The sequence below is a fragment of the Geobacillus sp. PLS 41 genome, assembly GCF_056494105.1.
In genome coordinates, this window is sequence record NZ_CM151395.1 from 1,265,759 (window position 1) to 1,288,435 (window position 22,677).

The 22,677-nt window shown below is 54.7% G+C and carries 19 protein-coding genes and 1 other annotated feature; of the genes, 11 read left to right on the forward strand and 8 right to left on the reverse strand.

The annotated features are described in order from the left end of the window. Positions 1 to 94: 94 nt before the first annotated feature. The 6 genes from murC to ccpA all read left to right on the forward strand — a co-directional run bounded on the left by murC (position 95) and on the right by ccpA (position 5,194). Entirely contained in the window at positions 95 to 1,399 is a 1,305-nt protein-coding gene (gene murC, locus ACVX3G_RS06305; RefSeq protein ID WP_011232289.1) for a UDP-N-acetylmuramate--L-alanine ligase, read from the forward strand. A 146-nt stretch (positions 1,400 to 1,545) separates the two neighbouring features. Then, entirely contained in the window at positions 1,546 to 1,959 is a 414-nt protein-coding gene (locus tag ACVX3G_RS06310) for a DUF948 domain-containing protein (protein WP_011232288.1), read from the forward strand. A gap of 15 nt (positions 1,960 to 1,974) precedes the next feature. Then, complete coding sequence (locus ACVX3G_RS06315) at positions 1,975 to 2,370, forward strand: hypothetical protein (protein WP_011232287.1); 396 nt, start codon at positions 1,975 to 1,977, stop codon at positions 2,368 to 2,370. A 5-nt stretch (positions 2,371 to 2,375) separates the two neighbouring features. Beyond that, positions 2,376 to 2,705: a bacillithiol system redox-active protein YtxJ gene (gene ytxJ / locus ACVX3G_RS06320; protein ID WP_011232286.1), complete on the forward strand. Its 330-nt coding sequence runs from the start codon at positions 2,376 to 2,378 to the stop codon at positions 2,703 to 2,705. Between the two features lie 211 nt (positions 2,706 to 2,916). After that, positions 2,917 to 3,999 carry a bifunctional 3-deoxy-7-phosphoheptulonate synthase/chorismate mutase gene (locus tag ACVX3G_RS06325; protein WP_025039243.1) on the forward strand — a complete coding sequence of 361 codons (1,083 nt, stop codon included), beginning with the start codon at positions 2,917 to 2,919 and terminating at the stop codon, positions 3,997 to 3,999. 202 nt (positions 4,000 to 4,201) lie between these two features. Continuing rightward, complete coding sequence (ccpA, locus tag ACVX3G_RS06330) at positions 4,202 to 5,194, forward strand: catabolite control protein A (RefSeq protein ID WP_023633315.1); 993 nt, start codon at positions 4,202 to 4,204, stop codon at positions 5,192 to 5,194. Between the two features lie 163 nt (positions 5,195 to 5,357). Here the strand turns inward: ccpA and ACVX3G_RS06335 are convergent, their stop codons facing one another. The 3 genes from ACVX3G_RS06335 to ACVX3G_RS06345 all read right to left on the reverse strand — a co-directional run bounded on the left by ACVX3G_RS06335 (position 5,358) and on the right by ACVX3G_RS06345 (position 7,893). Further along, positions 5,358 to 6,527, reverse strand: a complete 1,170-nt coding sequence (locus ACVX3G_RS06335; protein ID WP_011232283.1) for an acetoin utilization protein AcuC — start codon at positions 6,525 to 6,527, stop codon at positions 5,358 to 5,360. Further along, on the reverse strand, positions 6,524 to 7,168 hold the full coding sequence (locus ACVX3G_RS06340; protein WP_021322104.1) for an acetoin utilization AcuB family protein: 645 nt from the start codon (positions 7,166 to 7,168) through the stop codon (positions 6,524 to 6,526). The genes ACVX3G_RS06335 and ACVX3G_RS06340 overlap by 4 nt, the downstream gene beginning before the upstream one ends. A 92-nt stretch (positions 7,169 to 7,260) precedes the next feature. Then, positions 7,261 to 7,893 (reverse strand): GNAT family N-acetyltransferase, encoded by a 633-nt coding sequence (locus ACVX3G_RS06345; RefSeq protein WP_011232281.1) that lies wholly within the window; start codon positions 7,891 to 7,893, stop codon positions 7,261 to 7,263. 174 nt (positions 7,894 to 8,067) lie between these two features. Between ACVX3G_RS06345 and acsA the strand changes: the two genes are divergently transcribed. Next, positions 8,068 to 9,783: an acetate--CoA ligase gene (gene acsA / locus ACVX3G_RS06350; RefSeq protein ID WP_011232280.1), complete on the forward strand. Its 1,716-nt coding sequence runs from the start codon at positions 8,068 to 8,070 to the stop codon at positions 9,781 to 9,783. A gap of 355 nt (positions 9,784 to 10,138) precedes the next feature. On the opposite strand, the gene ACVX3G_RS06355 is transcribed toward acsA, so the two are convergent. After that, a complete protein-coding gene (locus ACVX3G_RS06355; RefSeq protein ID WP_033845333.1) occupies positions 10,139 to 12,889 on the reverse strand; it encodes a transglycosylase domain-containing protein in 2,751 nt (916 codons plus the stop codon). A 155-nt stretch (positions 12,890 to 13,044) separates the two neighbouring features. Further along, positions 13,045 to 13,269: a binding site (T-box leader), on the forward strand. A gap of 50 nt (positions 13,270 to 13,319) precedes the next feature. Here ACVX3G_RS06355 and tyrS point away from each other — a divergent pair. Continuing rightward, on the forward strand, positions 13,320 to 14,579 hold the full coding sequence (gene tyrS / locus ACVX3G_RS06360) for a tyrosine--tRNA ligase (RefSeq protein WP_015375638.1): 1,260 nt from the start codon (positions 13,320 to 13,322) through the stop codon (positions 14,577 to 14,579). A 46-nt stretch (positions 14,580 to 14,625) separates the two neighbouring features. Here tyrS and rpsD read toward each other — a convergent pair whose 3' ends face one another. Continuing rightward, entirely contained in the window at positions 14,626 to 15,228 is a 603-nt protein-coding gene (gene rpsD, locus ACVX3G_RS06365) for a 30S ribosomal protein S4 (RefSeq protein ID WP_011232276.1), read from the reverse strand. Positions 15,229 to 15,611: 383 nt separating this feature from the next. Beyond that, complete coding sequence (locus ACVX3G_RS06370) at positions 15,612 to 16,976, reverse strand: ISLre2 family transposase (RefSeq protein WP_014194571.1); 1,365 nt, start codon at positions 16,974 to 16,976, stop codon at positions 15,612 to 15,614. 70 nt (positions 16,977 to 17,046) lie between these two features. Here ACVX3G_RS06370 and ACVX3G_RS06375 point away from each other — a divergent pair, with 70 nt between their 5' ends. Together ACVX3G_RS06375 and ACVX3G_RS06380 are read left to right on the forward strand one after the other, a co-directional pair. Then, entirely contained in the window at positions 17,047 to 17,307 is a 261-nt protein-coding gene (locus ACVX3G_RS06375; RefSeq protein ID WP_479454598.1) for a hypothetical protein, read from the forward strand. Next, a complete protein-coding gene (locus ACVX3G_RS06380) occupies positions 17,255 to 19,114 on the forward strand; it encodes a sensor domain-containing diguanylate cyclase (protein ID WP_479454599.1) in 1,860 nt (619 codons plus the stop codon). Before ACVX3G_RS06375 ends, ACVX3G_RS06380 begins: the two co-directional genes overlap by 53 nt. A gap of 55 nt (positions 19,115 to 19,169) precedes the next feature. Here ACVX3G_RS06380 and ACVX3G_RS06385 read toward each other — a convergent pair whose 3' ends face one another. Further along, positions 19,170 to 19,646, reverse strand: a complete 477-nt coding sequence (locus ACVX3G_RS06385) for a GAF domain-containing protein (RefSeq protein WP_011232274.1) — start codon at positions 19,644 to 19,646, stop codon at positions 19,170 to 19,172. Positions 19,647 to 19,738: 92 nt separating this feature from the next. Continuing rightward, a complete protein-coding gene (hisJ, locus tag ACVX3G_RS06390; RefSeq protein WP_011232273.1) occupies positions 19,739 to 20,563 on the reverse strand; it encodes a histidinol-phosphatase HisJ in 825 nt (274 codons plus the stop codon). A gap of 195 nt (positions 20,564 to 20,758) precedes the next feature. Here hisJ and ezrA point away from each other — a divergent pair, with 195 nt between their 5' ends. Next, entirely contained in the window at positions 20,759 to 22,462 is a 1,704-nt protein-coding gene (gene ezrA / locus ACVX3G_RS06395) for a septation ring formation regulator EzrA (protein WP_011232272.1), read from the forward strand. Positions 22,463 to 22,677 lie beyond the last annotated feature (215 nt).

Genomic DNA, 22,677 nt, shown 5'->3' on the forward strand with positions numbered 1-22,677 from the left:
GGAAATGAATGGTGCACCGCAATGAGAGAAATGGCAAAACGAGATGGATATCATATACTGTCTTACAGAGAGACGATGGTTGGAGGGCTTAACGATGACAGCTTACCATTTTGTAGGCATTAAAGGCACGGGGATGAGCGCGCTCGCGCAAGTGCTTCATGACCTTGGCTATACGGTGCAAGGGTCGGATGTAGAGAAATGGTTTTTCACGCAAAAGGCGCTTGAAGAGCGGGGAATCCCGGTGCTGCCTTTTTCGAAAGACAATATTCGTCCAGGTTATACGGTCATTGCCGGCAACGCATTTCCGGATACGCATGAGGAAATCGAGGCGGCCCGTCAGCTTGGTGTGCCTGTCATTCGTTACCATCGCTTTTTAGGCCAGCTGGCAGGCAAGTTTACGAGCATCGCGGTGACCGGTTCGCATGGAAAGACGACGACGACGGGGTTGCTTGCCCATGTGATGCAAGGAGCCCATCCAACGTCCTATTTGATCGGAGACGGCACGGGAAAAGGAGAGCCAGGGAGCAAATACTTTGTGTTTGAAGCGTGCGAATACCGCCGGCACTTCCTTTCCTACTTTCCAGATTATGCGATCATGACAAATATTGACTTTGATCACCCGGATTATTTTGCCAATGTCGACGATGTGTTTTCCGCTTTCCAGCAAATGGCGAATCAAGTGAAAAAAGCGATCGTCGCCTGCGGGGATGATCCGTATTTGCCGAACATTCAGGCGAAAGTGCCGATTTTGTTTTATGGATTCGGCGAAGAAAACGATTTTCAGGCGCGCAATATCGTCAAGACGACGGAAGGGATGGCGTTTGATGTGTTCGTGCGCAACACATTTTTCGCTTCGTTTGCCATTCCGCGCTTCGGCACTCATAACGTATTGAATGCTCTCGCCGTGATCGCCCTCTGCCACTACGAAGGGGTGGATGCGGGCACGATCGCCAAGCGGCTGCAAACGTTCCAAGGCGTGAAGCGCCGCTTCAGTGAAAAAACGGTCGGGCGCCAAGTGCTGATCGATGATTACGCGCATCATCCACGCGAAATTACGGCGACATTGGAGGCGGCAAGGCAAAAATATCCGGGGCGCGAAGTGGTGGCGATTTTTCAGCCGCATACGTATACGCGGACGCAGACGTTTTTGCGCGAGTTTGCCGAAAGTTTGCTGCAAGCGGACCACGTGTATTTGTGCGACATTTTCGGCTCGGCGCGCGAACATGAGGGCAAGCTGACGATCCGTGATTTGCAGGCGCAAATTCCGCGTTCCCAGCTGCTTGAGGAACAAAACGTAGCCGTGTTGAAGCAGCATCAAGACGCGGTGTTGGTGTTCATGGGCGCCGGCGACATTCAAAAGTTTCAACAAGCGTACGAACGGGCCGTTCTTTCCGCCTGACGGCCGACAGGGAACGGGCTGTGATGAAGATGGCCCGTTTTTTCCTGTTTCAAAAAGGAAGCCGTCTTTTCTATGTCGAAGTTTGAAAGCGGGAAAAGATGGGTACAAAGGGAATGAAACGTTCGAATGGGCAAGGAGGGAATCGGGTGGAATGGCTTTTGTATGGAAGCGTGGCGCTCATCGCGCTTGCTTTTTTGCTGCTTGTTGTTTACATAGCCAGGACGCTCATCGTTTTGCAGGAAACGCTGCGCCGGCTGACGGCGGCGATCGACCATGCCGATGAGCAAGTGCAAACGGTGGCGAAAGAAGTTCGTGAACTTCTCCATACGGCCAACGGCATCGCCAGCGATGTGCAAAAAAAAGTAGAAACGCTAAATGGCGCAATCGAAGCGGTCGGAGAGATCGGCGGCACGATTCGTTCGCTCAACCGCGCGCTTCGGCAGGCGGCTGCCGGTTTGTCGGCGCGGGCGGGCCTGGGGCAAGGAAAATGGGGCAAGGCGTTGCGCTGGACAAATGTTTTGCTCGATTTACGGGAAAAATGGAGAAAAAACAATCGTTAAAGGAGGGTGTATCGAATGGCGAAAAATAACGGTGGATTTTTGCTTGGCGCGCTGGTCGGCGGCATCGCCGGCGCGGCTGCTGCGTTGTTTTTGACGAGCGAAAAAGGGCGGAAATGGCTGGCCGAGTGGAGCAACGATGAAACGTGGGAGCCGGTGAAAACAACGGCTGTCGAATGGTTGGAAACGGCGAAAGAGAAAACGAAGGAAATCGCCAACTTCATCCCGTTGAAATCCACGACGGCGCCAGCCGGCGGGGAAAACGATGGAGAGGAAGCCAAGGAGGCGACGATTCCGATTCCGCCATCCGCCGGGCCAGCCGACCGGGAAACGCTGCAAAAGCTGCTTGAGGAAGCCGAGGCGGCGCTTGATGACGCCGAGCAAAGCATCACGTCGCGAAAAGAAACGGAGTGAAGGCGATGGGAATGGAGAAGCTGGAGACGATCGAACAGTTTGACCGCGTCATGAAGGAAACGGAGCGTTTTTTGTTCGTCAAGCATAGCCTCACCTGCCCGATCAGTCAAGCGGCGTTTGGCGAATGCGAGAAGTTCGCCGCAGACCATCCAGAGCTGGCGGTGTATTGCCTGTACGTCCAAGAGGCGCGGCCGCTCTCCAACTATATCGCCGAAACGACCGGGGTGAAACACGAGTCGCCGCAAGTGCTGCTGTTTGAAAACGGCCGCGTCGTCTGGCATGCGTCCCATTGGGCCATTACGTATGGCGCGCTCTCGGAGCATGTCGGCGCTTGACCGTCCGCCTTTACTGCGGGCGGTTTTTTGCACACTTTTTACTTTATCGCTTAAAAGCGTTTAATCAAAAAAGCATTTTTTTCGTGACAACGATAGCTCCATCGATTATAATAAACACTAATTAAACGACTTCGCTCTCCAAGACGGGGGCGCCGCTTGCCGGCAAGCGGCGAAAACAATGCACTACACTTGGCGAAAGGATGAGAAAAGCATGAGCAATGAGAGATTAGACGAACTGCGGGCGCGAGTCGATGAGATCAACTTGCAGCTGTTGAAACTGATCAATGAACGGGGGCGGCTCGTTCAGGAGATCGGAAAAATTAAAGAAGCGCAAGGGACGCACCGCTACGATCCGGTGCGCGAACGGAAAATGTTGGATCTCATTTCCGAGCATAACGATGGGCCGTTTGAAACATCGACGCTGCAGCACATTTTCAAGGAAATTTTTAAAGCAGCGCTCGAGCTGCAGGAAGACGACCACCGCAAGGCGCTCCTTGTCTCGCGGAAAAAGCATCCGGAAAACACGATTGTTGAAGTGAAAGGCGAGCGAATCGGCGACGGCAACCAATATTTCGTCATGGGCCCGTGCGCTGTGGAAAGCTATGAACAAGTCGCTGTGGTGGCGGAGGCCGTGAAAAAACAAGGGATCAAGCTGCTGCGCGGCGGCGCCTACAAACCGCGCACGTCGCCGTACGATTTCCAAGGGCTCGGCGTGGAAGGGCTGAAAATTTTGAAACGGATCGCCGATGAGTTTGATTTGGCGGTCATCAGTGAAATCGTCACCCCGGCGGACATTGAAATCGCCTTGGACTATATTGACGTCATCCAAATCGGCGCGCGCAACATGCAAAACTTTGAGCTGCTTAAGGCAGCCGGCCAAGTGAACAAGCCGATTTTGCTGAAGCGCGGCTTGGCGGCGACGATTGAAGAATTCATCAACGCCGCTGAGTACATCATGTCACAAGGAAACGGGCAGATCATTTTGTGCGAGCGCGGCATCCGTACGTACGAGCGGGCGACGCGCAACACGCTCGACATTTCGGCTGTGCCGATTTTGAAGAAAGAAACGCACTTGCCGGTGTTCGTCGATGTCACCCACTCAACGGGGCGGCGCGATCTGCTCATCCCGTGCGCCAAAGCGGCCTTGGCGATCGGCGCCGACGGCGTCATGGCCGAAGTGCATCCGGACCCGGCCGTCGCCTTGTCCGATTCCGCCCAGCAAATGGACATCGCCCAATTCAACGAGTTTATGGAAGAAGTGCGCGCGTTCCAACGTCAGTTTGTTCAGGCGTAAGACGATCCCCTCGGTTGTTGCCCGAGGGGATTTTTTGATGAGATGGCGAGTGTTGGGGCAAACTACCCGTGAACGGTTTGTGAACAAACCGGCAAAATGGTTGCGATTTCGTTGCGAGTTGGCGATAATGTATCGTATGATAGTTGTACATACATTCGGAATTTGACCGGTTATCGGATCGAGCGAAAAGGAGTGAAACAACATGACGGTAACGATTTATGATGTGGCGCGGGAGGCGAACGTCTCGATGGCGACCGTCTCGCGCGTCGTCAATGGCAACCCGAACGTCAAACCGTCGACGAGAAAAAAAGTGCTTGAGGCCATCGAACGGCTCGGCTACCGCCCGAACGCCGTGGCGCGGGGGCTCGCCAGCAAAAAAACGACGACGGTCGGAGTGATCATCCCGGATATTTCGAGCATTTTCTTCGCCGAACTGGCGCGCGGCATTGAGGACATCGCCACGATGTACAAGTACAACATCATTTTGAGCAACTCCGACCAAAACAAAGAAAAAGAGCTGCATTTGCTCAACACGATGCTCGCCAAGCAAGTGGACGGCCTGTTGTTTATGGGCGGGACGATCACCGATGAGCACGTCGCCGAATTTCAAAAGTCGTCGGTGCCGATCGTGCTTGCGGCGACGATGGGACCGAACGAGATTCCCTCGGTCAACATCGACTATGAGCAGGCGGCGTTTGAAGCCGTGACGTATTTGCTGGAAAAAGGAAACCGCCGCATTGTCTATGTGACCGGTCCGACCGATGACCCGATCAACCAGCGGAAGTTGGCGGGGTACCGACGCGCGCTTGAAGAACACGGCGCGCCGTATGAGGAAGAGCTCGTCATTGAGGGCGACAACTCGTACGACTCCGGCTTGGAGGCGTATGAGAAAATCACAGAGCTTGCCGAACGGCCGACGGCGGTGTTTGCTGGCACGGACGAAATGGCGCTCGGCATCATCCACAGCGCCCAAGACCACGGGGTGCGCGTGCCGGATGAACTGGAAGTCGTCGGTTTTGACAACACGCGATTGGCGACGATGGTGCGGCCGCGGCTGACGACCGTCGTGCAGCCGATGTACGACATCGGGGCGGTGGCGATGCGGCTCTTGACGAAGTATATGAACAAAGAGCCAGTGGACCACCATATCGTTGTCTTGCCGCACCGGCTTGAAGTGCGGGAGTCGACGAAATGAAAAAAGCTGGCCTCAACACGGGGGCCAGCTTCTTGCTTGCTTTGCTCCATTTCTTTTTTGACAGCTGCAATCGCCTTGCAGTCGGCCCGTTTTTCGGTGAAAACGGAAGTTGACTAGGAAAACAGGACGTAGAAATCCATTGTTTTCTTTAAATGAAAAAAAATCAAGTCCCCGCCCGGCGTTGACTGCGAATGAAATACAACGCCTTTTCCACCGTTTGCGCATTTTTTTCGCTGATCTCCGCCTTGCGCGGGATCGGGGGATACAAGTCATCCGGGTCGTCCCACTCAAGCGGAAGCGCGACGGGTGAAAGCGGTTGCCAACGTTCGCGCCACTCATCCGGCAGCGGGCCGGACACATCGGCTTGTCCCGTCATCTCGAGCCAAAGGAGCGCCCATGCCCGCGGCACGACGCGCCAGATGTCATAGCCGCCGCCGCCGACGGCGATCCAGCGTCCGCCGCAATATTCATGCGCGATTTCGTGCGCGAGTTTCGGAATGGCGCGGTAGGTTTTCATCGTCACCGACAAATGGGTGAGCGGATCGTAATAGTGGGCGTCGACGCCGTTTTGCGTCACGATGACGTCCGGGCGGAAAAAGTCGGCGATTTCCCGAAGCGCGGTCGTATAGGCGGCGATCCATGATTCGTCTTCCGTGAACGCATCAACGGGAATGTTGAACGAATAGCCGTAGCCCGCGCCTAAGCCGCGCTCGTTGACATTTCCGGTCCCTGGGAACAAATAGCGCCCCGTTTCATGAATGGAAAACGTGCAAACGTTCGGATCGTCGTAAAACGCCCATTGCACCCCGTCGCCGTGGTGGGCGTCCGTGTCGACGTACAACACGCGCAGTCCGTATTTCTCCCTGATGTATTGAATGGCGACCGCGCTGTCGTTGTAGACGCAAAAGCCGGATGCTTTGCCGCGGAAGCCGTGGTGCAGACCGCCGCCAAGGTTGAGCGCATGCTCGGCCGCTCCGGAAAGAACCGCGTCGACGGCGGTGAGGGTGCTGCCGACCAAAAGAGCGCTCGCTTCGTGCATGTTTGGGAAAATCGGCGTATCCTCGGTGCCAAGGCCGTAGTTTTGCGCCGCCGCTTCCGACAGCTCGCCGCGCCCGGCCGCTTTCACCGCCTCGATGTAGGAGCGGTCGTGAATGAGCGCCAGCTCGTCATCGGTCGCCATGCGCGGGGCGACGATCTGGCGGTCTTCGAGCGCGCCGAGCGTGCAAAGCAAGTCGTATGTCATTTTGACCCGCAGCTGGTTGAACGGATGGTCGTCATGAAATTTGTACTGAAGAAATTGCTCGCTATAGACGAATGCGCAGTTTCGGCTCATGACGTAACCCCCGGCAAGTTCGGCCATAGCACGTGATAGCCGGCGTTTTGCAAATCGCGGATCAATGGAAGCGGATTCATCGTCTGCACGCGGAAAACTAAAATTTTCTCATTCGGATCCGGAGCTGGATACACCAAGACGCTGGCGATGTTCACATGGCGCTCGCTGATGATGGCCGCCGCTTTGCTTAACATGCCGGTTTCGTTCGGCACTTTGATCTCGATTTGCGACCCCGGCTGGTGAACGCCGGTCAATTCAATGAACGTGCGGAGCAAATCCGTTTGCGTGATGATGCCGACGAGTTTCCTGTGATTGACGATCGGCAGACAGCCGATTCGGTGTTCGTAAAAGAGCGCCGCCACCTCCTCGACGAAATCGAGCGGATGGCCGACGATGAGGTCGGTTTTCATAATCGTGCTGACCGGTTTTTGCAAGTCTTCAAGATGTTCATGAAGATGGAAAATGGACGGGCTCGCGTCGCGCAAATCTTGGCTCGTCACAAGCCCCAGAAGACGTCCTTCCTCGTCGACGACCGGCAGATGGCGGATGCGGTGATGTCTTAGCAGCTGCAGCGCTTCGGCGATTGTATTGGTGGCGCGAAGCGTGATAACCGGTGCTTTCATCACTTGTTCGACAAGCATCGTTCTCCTCTCCCCTTTGTGCGTGGCATTTTATGCGCGCCGCCCGCAACCGGCAAGGCGGGCGCAAACGTCCGGACAGCTGAGAATTTCAGCTAGTACATATAGCGGTTCATAAACCGAAGCCGGTCGAACCGTTGAATCGATTCGGCGTCGACCCGTTTGCCAATGCGGACCATGAGGCAGTTCGCCGGATGGGAGCAAATTTCCGGGTCGTCGGTCGCATACCAGACGAGCCCGCCGGCGTTCATCATTTTCTCCATCACTTTTCGGTACTCCCATACGTTCAGCCCCGTGCCTTTTAGATCCCAATGCCAATAATACTCCGTTGTAATGATGATATAGTCTTCCATGGCGTCGTCCATCATCGAGACGATCAATAAATTTTTTCCGACGCCAAACCCGCGGAACTCCGGAATGACTTCAATGGCGCCAAGCTCGAGCAAATTTTCCATGTTCCCTTCCGACCAACGTTCGAGAGGATCAGGATACAAAAACGTCACATACCCGACAATCACCTCGCCGCGGCGGGCGATGATGATCCGCCCTTCCGGCAGCTTGGCGATTTCGATCAACGCTTTGTGTTGTTTGGCAGGCGGGCGGAAGGAAGTGAGGTCATGGTGGAATTCATAGCTGGCCAACGCTTCCGGCGTCACCGGCCCTTCGATGAGGAGCGTTCCTTTCGGGGTTTTCAGCTCTTTGGCGTTATACGTTTTTTTATGTTCCATTCGTCCACCACCTGAATTGGTCGTTCTGCTTCCATTATACATAAAAACGGCGCCGGCTGGTGCGGTTCAAAAAAATTTCAAAAAAGTGGGGACGAGGAATATTTTAAAAATTGAGAAATGGTTTTCAATCGATTATAATAGAAATGTAATCACTTACATAAGGGGGATCGGAGAATGAACACAGAACGGCTTCCTGTCATACAAGGGGACTACAATTTGAAAAACTACGAAGAAACATATAAACAGTTTCAATGGTCGGAAGTGGAGAAAGAGTTTTCTTGGCATGAAACGGGCCGAGTCAACATGGCGTATGAGGCGATCGACCGCCATGCTGAGTCGTTCCGTAAAAATAAAGTGGCGCTCTATTACCGCGACGCGGTGCGGAACGAGAAATATACGTTCAAAGAAATGAAAGAGATGTCCAATAAGGTGGCGAACGTCTTAAAACAGGCGGCGGACATTCAGAAGGGCGACCGTGTGTTCGTGTTCATGCCGCGTTCTCCGGAACTGTACTTTGCGGTGCTTGGGATCATTAAAACCGGCGCCATCGTCGGGCCGTTGTTTGAGGCGTTCATGGAAGGAGCGGTGCGCGACCGTCTTGAAGACAGCGGGGCGAAGGCGATCATTACGACGCCGGAGCTTCTGCCGCGCGTGCCGGTCGGCGATTTGCCGGAGTTGAAGTACGTCTTTTTGGTCGGCGACGGCATTGTCGAGGAAGGGCCGTACATCGATTTGAAAAAGCGGATGAATGAGGCAAGCAAGCATTTCGACATCGAATGGGTCGACCGCCAAGACGGCTTGATTTTGCATTACACATCCGGTTCGACCGGCAAGCCGAAAGGCGTTTTGCACGTCCATAACGCGATGATTCAGCACTATCAAACGGCGAAATGGGTGCTCGACTTAAAAGAAGACGACATTTACTGGTGCACGGCTGACCCGGGGTGGGTGACCGGGACGTCGTACGGCATCTTCGGCCCGTGGCTGTGCGGAGCGTCAAGCGTCATCGTCGGCGGCCGCTTCAGCCCGGATGCTTGGTATCAAACGATCCAAGATTTCGGCGTCACCGTCTGGTACAGCGCGCCGACGGCGTTCCGCATGCTGATGGGCGCCGGCGATGAAGTCGTGAAAAAATATGATTTAAGCTCGCTCCGCCACATTTTGAGCGTCGGCGAGCCGCTCAACCCGGAAGTCATCCGCTGGGGGATGAAAGTGTTCGGCCGCCGCATCCATGATACGTGGTGGATGACGGAAACAGGCGGGCATCTCATTTGCAACTACCCGTGCATGGAAATCAAGCCGGGATCGATGGGGAAACCGATTCCGGGCGTTGAGGCGGCGATCATTGATGACCAAGGAAACGTCTTGCCGCCGTACCGGATGGGCAACTTGGCCATCAAAAAAGGCTGGCCGTCGATGATGAAAACGATTTGGAACAACCCGCAAAAATATGAATCATACTTTATCGGCGACTGGTACGTATCCGGCGATTCGGCCTACATGGATGAAGACGGCTACTTCTGGTTCCAAGGCCGTGTTGACGATGTCATCAACACATCCGGCGAACGCGTTGGGCCGTTTGAAGTCGAAAGCAAGCTCGTCGAGCATCCGGCCGTTGCCGAAGCCGGCGTCATCGGAAAGCCGGATCCGGTGCGCGGGGAAATCATCAAAGCGTTCATCGCGCTTCGCGAAGGGTACGAGCCGTCCGAGGAGCTGAAAGAAGACATCCGCCAATTTGTGAAAAAAGGGCTTGCCGCTCATGCCGCGCCGCGTGAGATCGAGTTCCGCGACAAACTGCCGAAAACGCGGAGCGGGAAAATCATGCGCCGCGTCCTAAAGGCGTGGGAGCTCAACTTGCCGACCGGCGATTTGTCGACGATGGAAGACTGATGAGCGAAAAGCGTCTGGAACATCCGCTGTTCCAGGCGCTGTTGTTCTTTTCAGGCTGGGGCCGAAGCGGGGCGGCTGCAAAGACGGTGATGGAACGGAAAACGCGGCCAACAGCGTGATTTCTCCATTTGAAAAACTTGATACATGCCCGTTTCCTCTTCGCTTAAGAACCATCCATTTGGCGAAAATCGTTGTGCTTTCCCCATCTTCACCAAACAAGAAGGGGTGTCCCAACAAGGATCGGGACACCCTCTTTTCGATCACCATATATACGCGCCAACTCTTTATTCAAAACGAATGGCATCTTCTAAAGAAAGCCAATCAAAGAAAGACAATCTTTTGGGTCAGCTCCTTGTCACTCTACGTCACCCGACGGCGGGGGAGAAGACGGCTCGCCGCTCTTTTGACGACCGGAATTGGGCGGCGAGGCGGACGGCAGCGAAACGAGGTTCGACGGCGCCGATTCCTGTCCGGCGATGTCCACAGCAGTGACGCAGTACGCGGCGCCCGGCTGCAGCGGCGAAAACGAGGCTGCCTCGTCCGCTTTAACAGCGGCGGCGAGGCGTCGTTCCCCCGTTTCGTTCACTAGATAGACGCGGTAGCCGATGACATCCGGCTCGTTATGGCGATTCCAGACGAGCTTGCCCCCTGCAAGCCGAGCGGCGGGTGGAGCCGGTGGACGGCCGTTTTCCTTTAATGTGGAGACGAGCGATGCATCGCCCGCCTGCCCTTCGCCGTTGATCCCCCAATCGGCGAGAAGCTTCGGATTCACGATCACTTCGCGAGTGACAAACTCTTCCGGCGTCGTCTCAAGCGCCACATAGCGGCGTCCGCCGATGACGACGACCCGGCTTTCCATCACTTCCTCGCCGCTTCCTTCCCGCGGTGCAAACTTCGTATTGTACAGATCGTAGCGGACGAGCCCGGCTTTTTCGCACGCGGCCGACGGGCTGAAGCCGCTCGCGGCGCAGTAAGCGCGGCGGACGATGCCGCCTGGCATGAGAAACCGCTTCGGCGGAGCGATGAGCTTCGGGTTTTCTTGATAGGCAGCATTGATCAACCGCGCCCATAACAGCTGGGTGCGCTGGCTGTAGGAAAGCCCTTTGTAGCGGGACTCAAGCGGCGCCGGCCGGTCATAGCCGATCCAAACGCCGAACGTGACGTTCGGATTGACGGCGATAAACCACGAATCGCGCTTGTCTTGCGATGTGCCGGTTTTTCCCGCCCAATCGGCGGAAAAGGTCAAGTAGCGCGGCACCGACGAGGCCGTTCCGCCGTGAAGCACATCGCGCATCATATCGATCATCAAGTACGACGTTTGCGGCGAAAACACCGGGACGGGTTTGCTTTGATGTTTGTAAACGATCTTTCCGTTTTTGTCCACAATCTTCTCAATCATGTAAGCGTCCACGAACGATCCGTAATTGGCGAACGTCGCATAGGCGTTGACGTTTTCCTCGACCGTGACGCCAATGTGCGTCCCGCCGATCGCCAAAGCTGGATTGGCCTCTTCTTGTTTGGCGACGCTCGTGACCCCCATTTTATGCAAATAGTCGATCGGATGGCGGGATCGAATTCTCATATACGTCCGAACAGCCGGAATGTTGAACGATTGCTGCAAGGCATAGCGCGCCGTGACGAGCCCGTGCGTTTTTCCGTCCGCGTTTTTCGGTGTATACGAACCGATCGAAAGCGGCAAGTCGGGAATGATCGTCGCCGGCTGGATGACGCCCATCTCCATCGCCGGCGCGTATACTAAGAGCGGTTTCATCGTTGACCCGTTGGACCGGTGCGCCTGGGTGGCGTGGTTCAACTGCTCGCGCCCATAATCGCGGCCGCCGACGAAGCTGATGATTTTTCCCGTTTTGTTTTCGATGAGCATCGCCCCGACTTCGACCGGTTGGCGATGGGGGATCATTTTTCCTGTTTTCTTGTCTTTGGTGTAATACACATTGTCGCTTCCGTAATACGGGTAGCGGGCGGCGATGCGCTGCATTTGTTCATAAATCTTTTTGTCGATCGTCGTATAAATCCGATATCCGCCTTGGCGCAACGCTTTTTCCGCCTCGCCGAGGTAGCGGCGGAAACGAGCGGGGTCGCGCTTCACCTCTTCCGGCTTATAGCCGTCGCGCTTGGCGAACGTCTCGGCGAGCACCTCTTTCGCCCGCCGCTCAATCTCCATCGTCAAAAACGGATATTGTTCAAACGGCGACGGCTTCGGGGCGGCGAAATGCTTCGCCACATCATAGGAAAGCGCTTCCTTATACTGTTTTTCCGAGATGTAGCCGGCCCGTTTCATCCGGTACAGCACCGTTTTCATCCGTTTCAATCCCGCCGAGAGATCCGATTTGACGCTGCCGTCAGCGGCAAACGGGGTGTAGACGAACGGGTTTTGCGGCAGTCCGGCCAAAAACGCCGCTTGAGCGAGATTCAACTCTTTGGCGTTGACGCCAAAGACGCCTTGGGCCGCGGCTTGGATGCCGGCGATGTTGCGCCCTGAAGAATTGCGGCCGAACGGAACGACGTTTAAATACGCCTCTAAAATGTCTTCTTTGGAAAAAAATTTCTCCAGACGAAGTGAAAGCAGCATTTCTTTCGCCTTCCGCTCAAACGACACCTCGTTCGTCAACATCTGGTTTTTGACGAGCTGCTGCGTAAGCGTGCTCCCGCCGCTTTTGACCGGCGAGTTGGTCAGCTCTTGAAACACGGCGCGGATGACGGCCTTCGGAACGACGCCGTCGTGTTCATAAAAATGTTCGTCTTCGGTCGCGATGATCGCCTGCACGACGTATGGCGACACCTCGGAAAGAGGCACCGCCTCGCGGTCAAGGTCGGACCGGAACCGGCCTAAATATACGCCGTTGGCAAAGTACATGTGGCTCGTTTCGCCGTAATGGTAAATCTCCTTTTTCATCTCGTCGGGCGAGGGAACGGGCATATCTTTGACCAAAAAGGCAAAATAGCCGGCGCCGGCGCCGATGGCAAAGCAGACAAGGCAGAGTGCGGCGATGAGCAAAATTAAGATGACGTTCCAAACCACATCGTATGTAAGGGAAAAATAATGCCACGCTTTTTCAAGAGAAATGGAAAGTTGGTTTCGCTTCATGCCAGCCCCCCTATGCGGCAAGTCATTATATATCAGTATACCATAGGAAGGGGAGGCATTGTGGAATTTTGCTGATTTTTCGCTGTTTGTGCGAAAAGCGTTAGGGTTGACAGCGAGCGCATCGCTATGGTAATAAGAATGTATATATTTCATATGAGAAAGCGATGATGGGAACAAGTAGCGGCTGCCTCCCTGGTGCAGAGAGCTGGCGGACGGTGCGAGCCAGTCCACAGGCAGGCGTGAATTACCTCCCTGAGCAGCGATGGCGAACGTTTTTGGCACCTAGTAGCCATCCGCCGGCCGGCGCCGTTATCCAAATGAGTGAGAAAGCACCATGCTTTCTAAGTAGGGTGGTACCGCGACGAACACTCGCCCCTTCATCACGGGCGGGTGTTTTCTTTTGCATGACATTTATAGAGAGGTGAAGGACATGGATTTGCTTGCGGAATTGCAATGGCGCGGGCTCGTCAACCAAACGACGGATGAAGACGGGTTGCGCAAGCTGTTGAATGAGGAGCGGGTGACGCTCTACTGCGGGTTTGACCCGACGGCGGACAGTTTGCATATCGGCAACTTGGCCGCCATTTTGACGCTGCGCCGCTTCCAGCAGGCGGGGCACCGGCCGATCGCCCTAGTCGGCGGAGCGACGGGGTTGATCGGCGACCCGAGCGGGAAAAAAAGCGAGCGCACGCTCAATGCCAAAGAAACCGTCGAGGCATGGAGCGCGCGTATTAAAGAACAGCTCGGCCGCTTTTTAGATTTTGAAGCGGACGGCAATCCGGCGAAAATCAAAAACAACTACGACTGGATCGGGCCGCTGGATGTCATTACGTTTTTGCGCGACGTCGGCAAGCATTTCAGCGTCAACTACATGATGGCGAAAGAGTCGGTTCAATCGCGCATCGAGACGGGCATTTCATTTACCGAGTTCAGCTATATGATGCTGCAGGCATACGATTTTCTCCGCCTGTACGAGACGGAAGGATGCCGCCTGCAAATCGGCGGGAGCGACCAATGGGGCAACATCACGGCAGGGCTTGAGCTTATTCGCAAAACGAAAGGCGAGGCGCGGGCGTTTGGCTTGACGATCCCGCTTGTGACGAAAGCGGACGGCACGAAATTCGGGAAAACGGAAAGCGGCACGATTTGGCTCGACAAAGAGAAAACGTCGCCGTACGAGTTTTACCAGTTTTGGATCAACACCGATGACCGCGATGTGATCCGTTACTTGAAGTACTTTACGTTCCTGTCGAAAGAGGAAATCGAAGCGCTTGAACAAGAGCTTCGTGAGGCCCCAGAGAAGCGGGCGGCCCAAAAGGCGCTTGCTGAGGAAGTGACAAAGCTCGTGCACGGCGAAGAGGCGCTCAGGCAAGCGATTCGCATTTCTGAAGCGCTCTTTAGCGGCGACATTGCCAATTTGACAGCGGCGGAAATTGAGCAAGGGTTCAAAGATGTGCCGTCATTCGTTCATGAAGGAGGCGACGTTCCGCTTGTCGAGCTGCTCGTTTCTGCCGGCATTTCGCCATCGAAGCGACAAGCGCGCGAAGACATCCAAAACGGCGCCATTTACGTCAACGGCGAGCGCCTTCAAGACGTCGGCGCCATATTAACGGCTGAACACCGCCTTGAGGGGCGGTTTACGGTCATCCGCCGCGGGAAGAAAAAGTATTATTTGATTCGCTACGCCTAAGAAAAAAGATCCGAAATGCCGATGCATTTCGGATCTTTTTTGCGCCTTAACGCGAGTAGAACTCGACGATGAGCGCTTCGTTGATTTCCGCCGGCAGTTCGGAACGCTCCGGCAAGCGGGTGTACGTCCCTTCCATTTTTTCCGGATTGAACGTCAAGTAATCTGGAATGTAGTTGTTCGCTTCGAGCGCTTCTTTAATCACTTGCAAGTTGCGCGATTTTTCGCGAACGGCGATCGTTTGTCCCGGTTTGACGCGGTACGACGGGATGTTGACGCGGCTGCCGTCGACCAAAATGTGGCCGTGCGTCACGAGCTGGCGGGCTTGACGGCGCGTGCGGGCCAACCCTAAGCGATAGACGAGGTTGTCTAGGCGCGATTCTAACAAAATCATGAAGTTTTCGCCGTGTTTGCCCGGCATTTTGCCTGCTTCTTCAAACGTTTTGCGGAATTGGCGTTCGTTCACGCCGTACATATGGCGCAGCTTTTGTTTTTCTTGCAGCTGCAAGCCATATTCCGACAATTTCCGCCGTTGCCCCGGACCATGTTGGCCAGGCGGATACGGACGTTTTTGCAATTCTTTCCCCGTGCCGCTCAACGAGATGCCAAGGCGGCGGGAAATTTTCCACATTGGGCCAGTATAACGAGCCATTCGTTGCTCCTCCTTACGCTTTTATTCCCGTAAAATAAAAGCAGATGTGCGCCAACAATTATGGCCATTTTGTTTTCATGCATCCTCGCTCTCGCAGCTAAGAGTTACACGATGCACCTCGGCGGGTCGAGGAACAAAATGAACCATAAAGGTGGGCACAAAGGCTGCTATATTTTACACAAAGGCTATTATATGATTTTTAGAGGATAAAGTCAACATTTTGTTTCCCTTCGAGTCAGTCAAGACTTTGTGGAGAACATTTTTTCGGTTCACTACGGGTGTTGTCAATCACTAGTTAGCGAACCATTTTCAGGAATTGATATCGTAAGCGCTTTCGGACTCTCATCCCTCATCTTGAGGCGATGATACGATATTCCATTTTTTTACACCCAACCACCATCCCGGAGCGCCGACAACGCTTGATGGATCGGCGTCCCGGATGACCGCTGCAGACACGGTAGATTCTGACGCACCACATCTGCCCATAACCGTCCGGCCTTCCGTTTGGCCTGTTCGATCCGCTTGGACTTTGTTGAGGCCGAGACGGCCGACTGGGGCTCTTGCTCCTCCCACCGTCCCTTTCTCCACCCGATCCCGTCGATTCGGGCTGCCATCGCCCTCAGAAACGCCCGAAGCCCTTGGTCTTTCCAGCTGCGGCGGGATTTCACCCGATGCGCAAACCGGCTCATCACGCTCTCGGCGTGGCCCATCGGACGCATGCCGGTCGTCTCCACCCCTTGCTCCGACAGCCACTCCCGATAGTCCCGGATGCATCCCGGCATCGACTCGATCCGGCGGATCATGGCAGCCATCTGCTTCTCTTTCGCTTCGTCCTCCAACGTGCCGACCGCGCTGTTCAGCTCCACGAGAAGCCCCTCTTCGTCTTGTTTCGCCAGCTTCTTCCGCACCTCCCGCCAACGCGAATGGCCGGACAGACACTGACGCAACTCCCGCGCCACATGAAATCGATCCAGCTGAAAGCACGCCCGCTTCCCAAAATACTCCCGGCAGGCCGTGATCCACGACGCCGCGTCGCCGTTGATGATCAAAAGGTCCCGGCACGGATCATAGGCATATTCGTTCATCAGCCACTCTTCAAACCGTTCCCACACGTCTCCCTCCCCTTCATGGAGGTAGTGGCGCCGGTTCACGAGCTCAAGCTGCGAACCGTTTCGTTTCCATCCCTCGTGAATCGCCAGGATTTTCTCTTCTTTCGCCCGTTTCCCTTTCCCCTGGCGGGAAATGAACAGCCCATCCGCCTCCACAAACAGCACTCGGCCGTGCCGTTGGGAAACAGGGTGGTGCAGCGAGACAGGGGCCTCCAGCACCAGTTGGCGAATCGCCTCGTGGCTTAGGACCGCATACCCCACGATCGACTCCAACGTACGGGCCGCTTTGCGGTAGGAAGAGCACTCTACGGCCAACTCGACCGCCGTTTCCTCGAGGCAAGGGCTGATCGACTGCGCTCCATCAAAGCCCAGTTCGGCATCCAGCAAGAAGGTATACGCCCCCGCCTGCCGATCATAGTAGTAGTTCCGTCGAAACGTCACTTCTCCAAACAGCGTTTGGATCGTGGTCGGCCGTTTGTCTTTCAGCTGATACCGGCGCTTGTCCCGCGCTTCCGCCAGTTGTTGATCAATCTCCTCCAAAAGGGCCGCCAACAAGACAGCGAACACCTTTTGAAGAGTTCTGACTAATTGTTCCTCCAGCTCTTTTAATAAAGGCCATTCTGTGGTAAGATGTTTCATGGACTCTCTCCCTCCTGTTTTCGGTTGATGTTGACAATCACCATCATAGCAGGGAGAGAGTCCTTTTTGCATGACATTTGCTTTTTTCTACCGCGCTTCGCTTGGTGGCCCCGACGAGCGTCGCGAACAAAAGTTCGCAACCCTCGTCGGGGATCATTTCGGAATGTCACCCACAAATATTTTACTCACACTTTCCCTTCTTCTCTATTTGTATGATATAATAAAAGATGCAATTTTTAGAAAAAATTTGTCATCCCATTCTCTCATTTGGAATGATGATGCCGGTTTGGGTGGAAAAGGCGATGAACAAGGAAGAAATGAAGCGGTATGAATCATTTAAACAAAAATTTTTCCACTGGTTTTTAGCGTTTCAGGACGATGGGCCGTTTTCGGCGGCGGCGGGCGAGTTGCTCGCGCTGCTAAAAGAAGAGCTGGCGCTCGAGCAAGCCGTTTTTTATTTGTACGACCCGGTGCGGGCTGCCTTTTATCCGGAAGCGGCCGCGGTTGGGACGCCGGACGCTGGGCCGATCGCGGCTGATGGAGAGCGGAAAGTCGCTGTTGTCGATGCCGGTGGGCCGCATATGGCGGCCCGGCTCTTTTTCATGCTTTCCGATGAGACGCCGGCGATGGTCGAGCTGATGTATCGAAAAGATGGCGGTTTTGACGAGCGGTTGTTGTGGGAGATCCGGACGGATTTGGCGCGATTGTTTCGGAAACTTAGCGCGGTGCTGCAAGGAGAGGGCGAAGAGAAACGGTATGGACAGCTGCATCACTTTGCCGCAAAAATTCATTCCTCGATGCATATCGATGTTGTGCTTGAAGAAATTATCCGCACGCTGCAAAACGTCTATCCATCATTCACCTACCACCTTCTGTTGTCGCATGACAACCATCTGCGCGGAAATTTGCCAATTAAAACGCTTGTATTGGATGAAAGGGAAAAACAGACGGCGGCGTTGCGGGCGTTTTTGACTGGACAAGTGCAATGCGAGGAGATGGAGGCGCCGCCGCGCTCGGTGCTGTACGCCCCGATTAAAGGGGTGCAGGCGGTGTATGGGGTGATTGAAATTATCGCCCCATACGCTGCGCCATTTCCAAAACGAGAGATTCATTTTATTTCGCTGCTGGCGAGCACGGCTGGAAGCGCGCTTGAGAACGCCAAGTTGTATGAACAGTCGCGCCGGCTTGTCGCCGATTTGCAGCTGATCAACGACACAATGCGCCAATTGAACGCCCGGCCGCGGCTTCATGAAGCCATTGAGTACATGGTATCGCAAATCCAACAATCGTTCGGCGCGGATGAAGTCGGTTTTTTCTTGTTTGCCGACGGCAAGCGGGAGCTTTTGCCAGGCAGCACGCCGTTTTTTTTCGACCATCGGTCCGAGCCCTATATCGAATGGGTGGAAAAGCGGCGCCAAAGCGGAAATGACATTTTATTTGCCGGTGATGTATGCGTGTCCGCTTTCGGTTCGTTTCGTTCCATCATGGCGGCGCCGATGCAGCAAAACAAGGAAACGAAGGGACTGTGCATTGCGCTCGCCAGCGAGCCATACCGATTTACGTTTGAGATGTTTAAGCTCTTGGAATCCCTCGTTCAACATTCAACGCTGGCGTTTATGAACGCGATGCTGCGCGAAGAGCTCGAGAAGATGGTAGTCACCGATTATTTGACAAAGCTGCATACGCGCCGTTACTTGGACGAGGTGATCCAAACATCCATGGGATCCGATGCATCCGGGGCGCTCATTTTGTTTGACATTGACAACTTTAAGCAAATCAACGATGTGTACGGCCATCAAACGGGCGATGGGGTGCTCGTCCAAGTGGCTGAGACGGTGCGCGCCAACATTCGCGATGGCGATGTGGCGGCGCGTTGGGGCGGGGAAGAGCTGGCGGTGTATTTGCCGAAAGTGCCGCTGTCTGACTCCATTTCGATTGCCCGCCGCATCACAGAAAAAGTCAGAGAACAAACGATTCCGACGGTGACCGTTTCGTGCGGCGTGTCATGGTGGGAGCGCCAAGGCTGCGAGGATGCAAAACAGCTGTTCAAACGAGCCGACGCCGCGCTTTATATGGCAAAAGAGACGGGAAAAAACTGCATTTTTGTGCACGATGACTGTCATTTGTATAAGGTGTAAAAAAAAGGAATCCGAGCAAGCGGATTCCTTCTTCGCGCTTGGTGCGCTTTTTTCGTCAGGCGGAAATGAGCACGCTGGCAAACTGCTCCAAGTAGCGGCGGTCGATGTCATCGAAGCGGTTTTTCACCGGGCTGTCGATGTCAAGAACGCCGATGACTCGGTCGTCTTTGATGAGCGGCACGACGATTTCCGATTGAGACGCCGCATCGCAGGCGATATGGCCCGGGAATTGGTGAACGTCTGGAACGACCACCGTCCGCCGTTTGGCGGCCGCCGTGCCGCACACCCCTTTGCCGAACGGAATGCGCACGCATGCCGGCAAGCCTTGGAACGGGCCAAGCACAAGCTCCTCGCCGTCTGCGAGATAAAAACCGACCCAATTGATGTCGGTGAAAAACTGGTTGAGCAAGGCGGCTGCGTTCGCCAAGTTGGCGATGAAGTTGGGTTCCCCGGAAATGAGCGATTTCAGCTGTTCGATGACGAGCGCGTAATTTTCTTCGCGTGTTCCGTTGTAAGCCATGGGACGAAACATAGAACTAGCCTCCTTTTTCATCATGGTTGGAGCAGGACTCTGGCCTCAACATCCAGCAGGATGCAAGCAGGGAAATGGCTGATTCGCCTATTTTATGACGGCTGCGGGCGGTTGTCAACCGAAAGCGCCTCGCGGTCCATCCTCTCCCGTCCTTGGTGCAAGTCGGCGGCGCGATGGGCGTCGGATCCGTAGACGATTGGGATGCCCCGCCGCCGCGCCTCGGCGATCACGCCGCCCGGCGGATACGGCTCAAGGCAGAGCGGTTTGGCGGCGCCGGCGCCGTTGTAGTCCAATTCATAGCCGAACTGCTTGATGTCATCGAGAATGGCAACAATCCACTCATCCATTGGTTCCAAGCATGGGAAACGGCGTTGGAACTTGCGCACAAGCGTCATATGGCCGATGCGTCTCGGTTTGTAGCGGCCAAGCTCCGTGCGGATCGATTGCAGCACCGTTTCGTAGTAGGCGCGGTGGACGCGTTCGACCGATCCGAACAAGCGGACGATGTCGGCGAACATATCTTCGCTGTAATCAAGGCATACATATTGCCCTTCGTGGGCCAAAAAGTGAACCGATAAAATGCTGTCGTCAAGCAGCGGGCCGACCTCGTCGAGCAGGCGGGTTGTTTCTTCCTCAAAGCCAGGAATAAAATCGACTTCGAGCCCGACACGGATGGCAATGTCGTTTCGGTAGCGGGCTTTCACCTCAGCGACGGCGTGCAAATAGCGCTCAAGCTGGCTAAGCTTCATCGAACAGTCCTGGTTGGGCGTTGGATCGATAAACCGCTCAGGAAGCGGGGCATGCTCCGTAAAGGAAATGTCGGTATAGCCCAGTTCGATCGCGCGCTCTACATAGGCCTCAAGCGGATCTTGGCTTCCGTGCGGACAAAACGGCGTATGAATATGCCCGTCGCGCATGATCGATTTTCCTCCTTTCTTCCTTATGTATCATAGCAAAAATAGTGAAGATTCTTGTAAAAAAAATAAAAATTTTGGTCAAAAAATGTCGTTAACATGGTATCATAAAAACATTGAAAAACATATATTTTTGCCTTCTCCGCTATTTTCGTTTGTTCGATAGAAGTAGCTTGAATGCAAGGAGGGCATCAGCGGATGGGAATGGCATGGATCGTTCTGCTCCTCGGAGCGGGGGCAATCATATATAATCATGTGTACCGGAAGCGGATGTACCGGGAAATCGATCGGCTCGAGGAATGGAAAATCAACTTGATGAACCGGCCGGTGCCGGATGAGCTGGCGAAAGTGAAACAGCTGAATATGACAGGGGAGACGGAGCAGCTGTTTGAACGATGGCGCCAGCAATGGGACGACATTGTGGCAGTGAAGCTGCCGAATGTGGAAGAACAGCTGTTTGACGCGGAGCGGCTGCTTGACAAATACCGCTACCGGCAGGCGCGCCGGCTGCTTGGGCAGATCGCCGACGGATTGCGTCGTCTTGAGGAAGAAGTGCATGAAATCATTCATGAAGTGAATGAGTTGATCGGCAGCGAGGAACAAAGCCGGGCGGAGATCGAGGAGCTGCGTGCGGCTCACCGGGAAGCGAAAAAGGCGCTGCTTGCTTACCGTTATACGTTCGGTTCGGCTGCCGACTTGCTTGACGTCCGTTTAACGGAAGCGGAAAAGCAGTTTCAGCGGTTTGCCGAATTGACGGAAGCCGGCAACTATTTGGCGGCGCGCGATGTGGTTCTGACACTGAAGGAAGAGCTCGGCCGGCTCACAGCCATGATGGAAGAAATTCCCAAACTTCTTGGCGAATGCCAAACGTCGTTGCCAGCTCAGCTCGCTGAGTTGGCTGATGGCTATCGAGAGATGGAAGAGCGCGGATACATCCTTGACCATTTGCACATGGAGCGCACGCTTCAGGAAAAACGGGAAAAAATCGAGCAATGTCTGGCCATGATCCATGAGCTGCGCATCGAAGAAGCGAAGCAGATTGTCGCTGAGCTGAAAGAAGAGATCGACGCGCTCTACGATTTGCTCGAAAACGAAGTGCTCGCGCATCAATATGTGCAAACGGAAATGCCGCGCCTCAGCGGCATGCTTCAGGAGCTCGCCGCCGAGGCGAAGGAAACCGAGGCCGAGGCGCTGTTCGTCCAGCAAAGCTACCATTTGGCGCCAAGCGACCTCGAAAAGTACCGGAGCATCGAAAAGCAGCTGCACCAGTTGCAAAAGCGGTTTTTTCTCATTCAAGACCGCGTTGCCGAGGCGAAAACAGCGTATTCGCTCCTGAAAGAGGAGCTTGAGCAGCTTGTGTCCCAAATCGACCTCATGAAGGAAGAGCATGAACAGTTTCGAACGATGCTGCAGACGCTGCGCAAAGACGAATTGATCGCCCGCGAAAAGCTTGACGGCATGAGAAAAACATTGGCCGAGGCGCTCCGCCTTGTGCAAAAAAGCCGGCTGCCGGGGTTGCCTGAACCGTATGCGCTTGAATTGGCGGAAGCGAGACGCAGCTTGCAAGCCGTTGCCGCGCGTCTTGAAGAAAAGCCGCTTGACATGCCGGCGGTCGACCAAGCGTTGGAGGAGGCGAAAGCGGCTGTGGAACGGTTGTATGAGCGGACGGTGGAAATGATCGAACAGGCGACGCTGGCGGAGCGGACGATTCAATACGGCAACCGCTACCGCCGCCGCTATCCAGCGGTCCGCAAAGGGCTGGAAGAAGCCGAATTTTTATTTCGCCATTATGATTATGAGGAGGCGCTCCGGCAGGCGGTGGCGGCTGTTGAAGAAGTCGAGCCGGGCGCGTTTGACCGTGTGCAGAAATTATGGCAGGAGGATAACAGCCGCGAACAGTGATAAACCACCCGATCACGAGTATTGATTATCCATTATTTTACCTAAAAAACACAGAATCATATGGCTGAACACAAGCTTTTCTGCCTCTTCCCTCGAACAAGAACGCCGCCCGGAATATCTTGAATGAGGGGCTTCGTTTGCTGTCTTCGTAAGGCAGCCAAACCGTGGGACGCACGGGGATGGCTTGGCTGACAGCCTGCCGTGGGGCGGGTGTT

What these genes read in the sequence shown, in the direction of transcription:
- ACVX3G_RS06370 (WP_014194571.1), bottom strand. Translation starts at nt 16,976, where the DNA reads ATGAAACATCTTACCACAGAATGGCCTTTATTAAAAGAGCTGGAGGAA.
- ACVX3G_RS06325 (WP_025039243.1), top strand. Translation starts at nt 2,917, where the DNA reads ATGAGCAATGAGAGATTAGACGAACTGCGGGCGCGAGTCGATGAGATC.
- rpsD (WP_011232276.1), bottom strand. Translation starts at nt 15,228, where the DNA reads ATGGCTCGTTATACTGGCCCAATGTGGAAAATTTCCCGCCGCCTTGGC.
- murC (WP_011232289.1), top strand. Translation starts at nt 95, where the DNA reads ATGACAGCTTACCATTTTGTAGGCATTAAAGGCACGGGGATGAGCGCG.
- acsA (WP_011232280.1), top strand. Translation starts at nt 8,068, where the DNA reads ATGAACACAGAACGGCTTCCTGTCATACAAGGGGACTACAATTTGAAA.
- ACVX3G_RS06355 (WP_033845333.1), bottom strand. Translation starts at nt 12,889, where the DNA reads ATGAAGCGAAACCAACTTTCCATTTCTCTTGAAAAAGCGTGGCATTAT.
- ACVX3G_RS06375 (WP_479454598.1), top strand. Translation starts at nt 17,047, where the DNA reads ATGACATTTGCTTTTTTCTACCGCGCTTCGCTTGGTGGCCCCGACGAG.
- ytxJ (WP_011232286.1), top strand. Translation starts at nt 2,376, where the DNA reads ATGGGAATGGAGAAGCTGGAGACGATCGAACAGTTTGACCGCGTCATG.
- ezrA (WP_011232272.1), top strand. Translation starts at nt 20,759, where the DNA reads ATGGGAATGGCATGGATCGTTCTGCTCCTCGGAGCGGGGGCAATCATA.
- ACVX3G_RS06385 (WP_011232274.1), bottom strand. Translation starts at nt 19,646, where the DNA reads ATGTTTCGTCCCATGGCTTACAACGGAACACGCGAAGAAAATTACGCG.
- hisJ (WP_011232273.1), bottom strand. Translation starts at nt 20,563, where the DNA reads ATGCGCGACGGGCATATTCATACGCCGTTTTGTCCGCACGGAAGCCAA.
- ACVX3G_RS06380 (WP_479454599.1), top strand. Translation starts at nt 17,255, where the DNA reads ATGCCGGTTTGGGTGGAAAAGGCGATGAACAAGGAAGAAATGAAGCGG.
- ACVX3G_RS06340 (WP_021322104.1), bottom strand. Translation starts at nt 7,168, where the DNA reads ATGCTTGTCGAACAAGTGATGAAAGCACCGGTTATCACGCTTCGCGCC.
- ACVX3G_RS06315 (WP_011232287.1), top strand. Translation starts at nt 1,975, where the DNA reads ATGGCGAAAAATAACGGTGGATTTTTGCTTGGCGCGCTGGTCGGCGGC.
- tyrS (WP_015375638.1), top strand. Translation starts at nt 13,320, where the DNA reads ATGGATTTGCTTGCGGAATTGCAATGGCGCGGGCTCGTCAACCAAACG.
- ACVX3G_RS06335 (WP_011232283.1), bottom strand. Translation starts at nt 6,527, where the DNA reads ATGAGCCGAAACTGCGCATTCGTCTATAGCGAGCAATTTCTTCAGTAC.
- ccpA (WP_023633315.1), top strand. Translation starts at nt 4,202, where the DNA reads ATGACGGTAACGATTTATGATGTGGCGCGGGAGGCGAACGTCTCGATG.
- ACVX3G_RS06345 (WP_011232281.1), bottom strand. Translation starts at nt 7,893, where the DNA reads ATGGAACATAAAAAAACGTATAACGCCAAAGAGCTGAAAACCCCGAAA.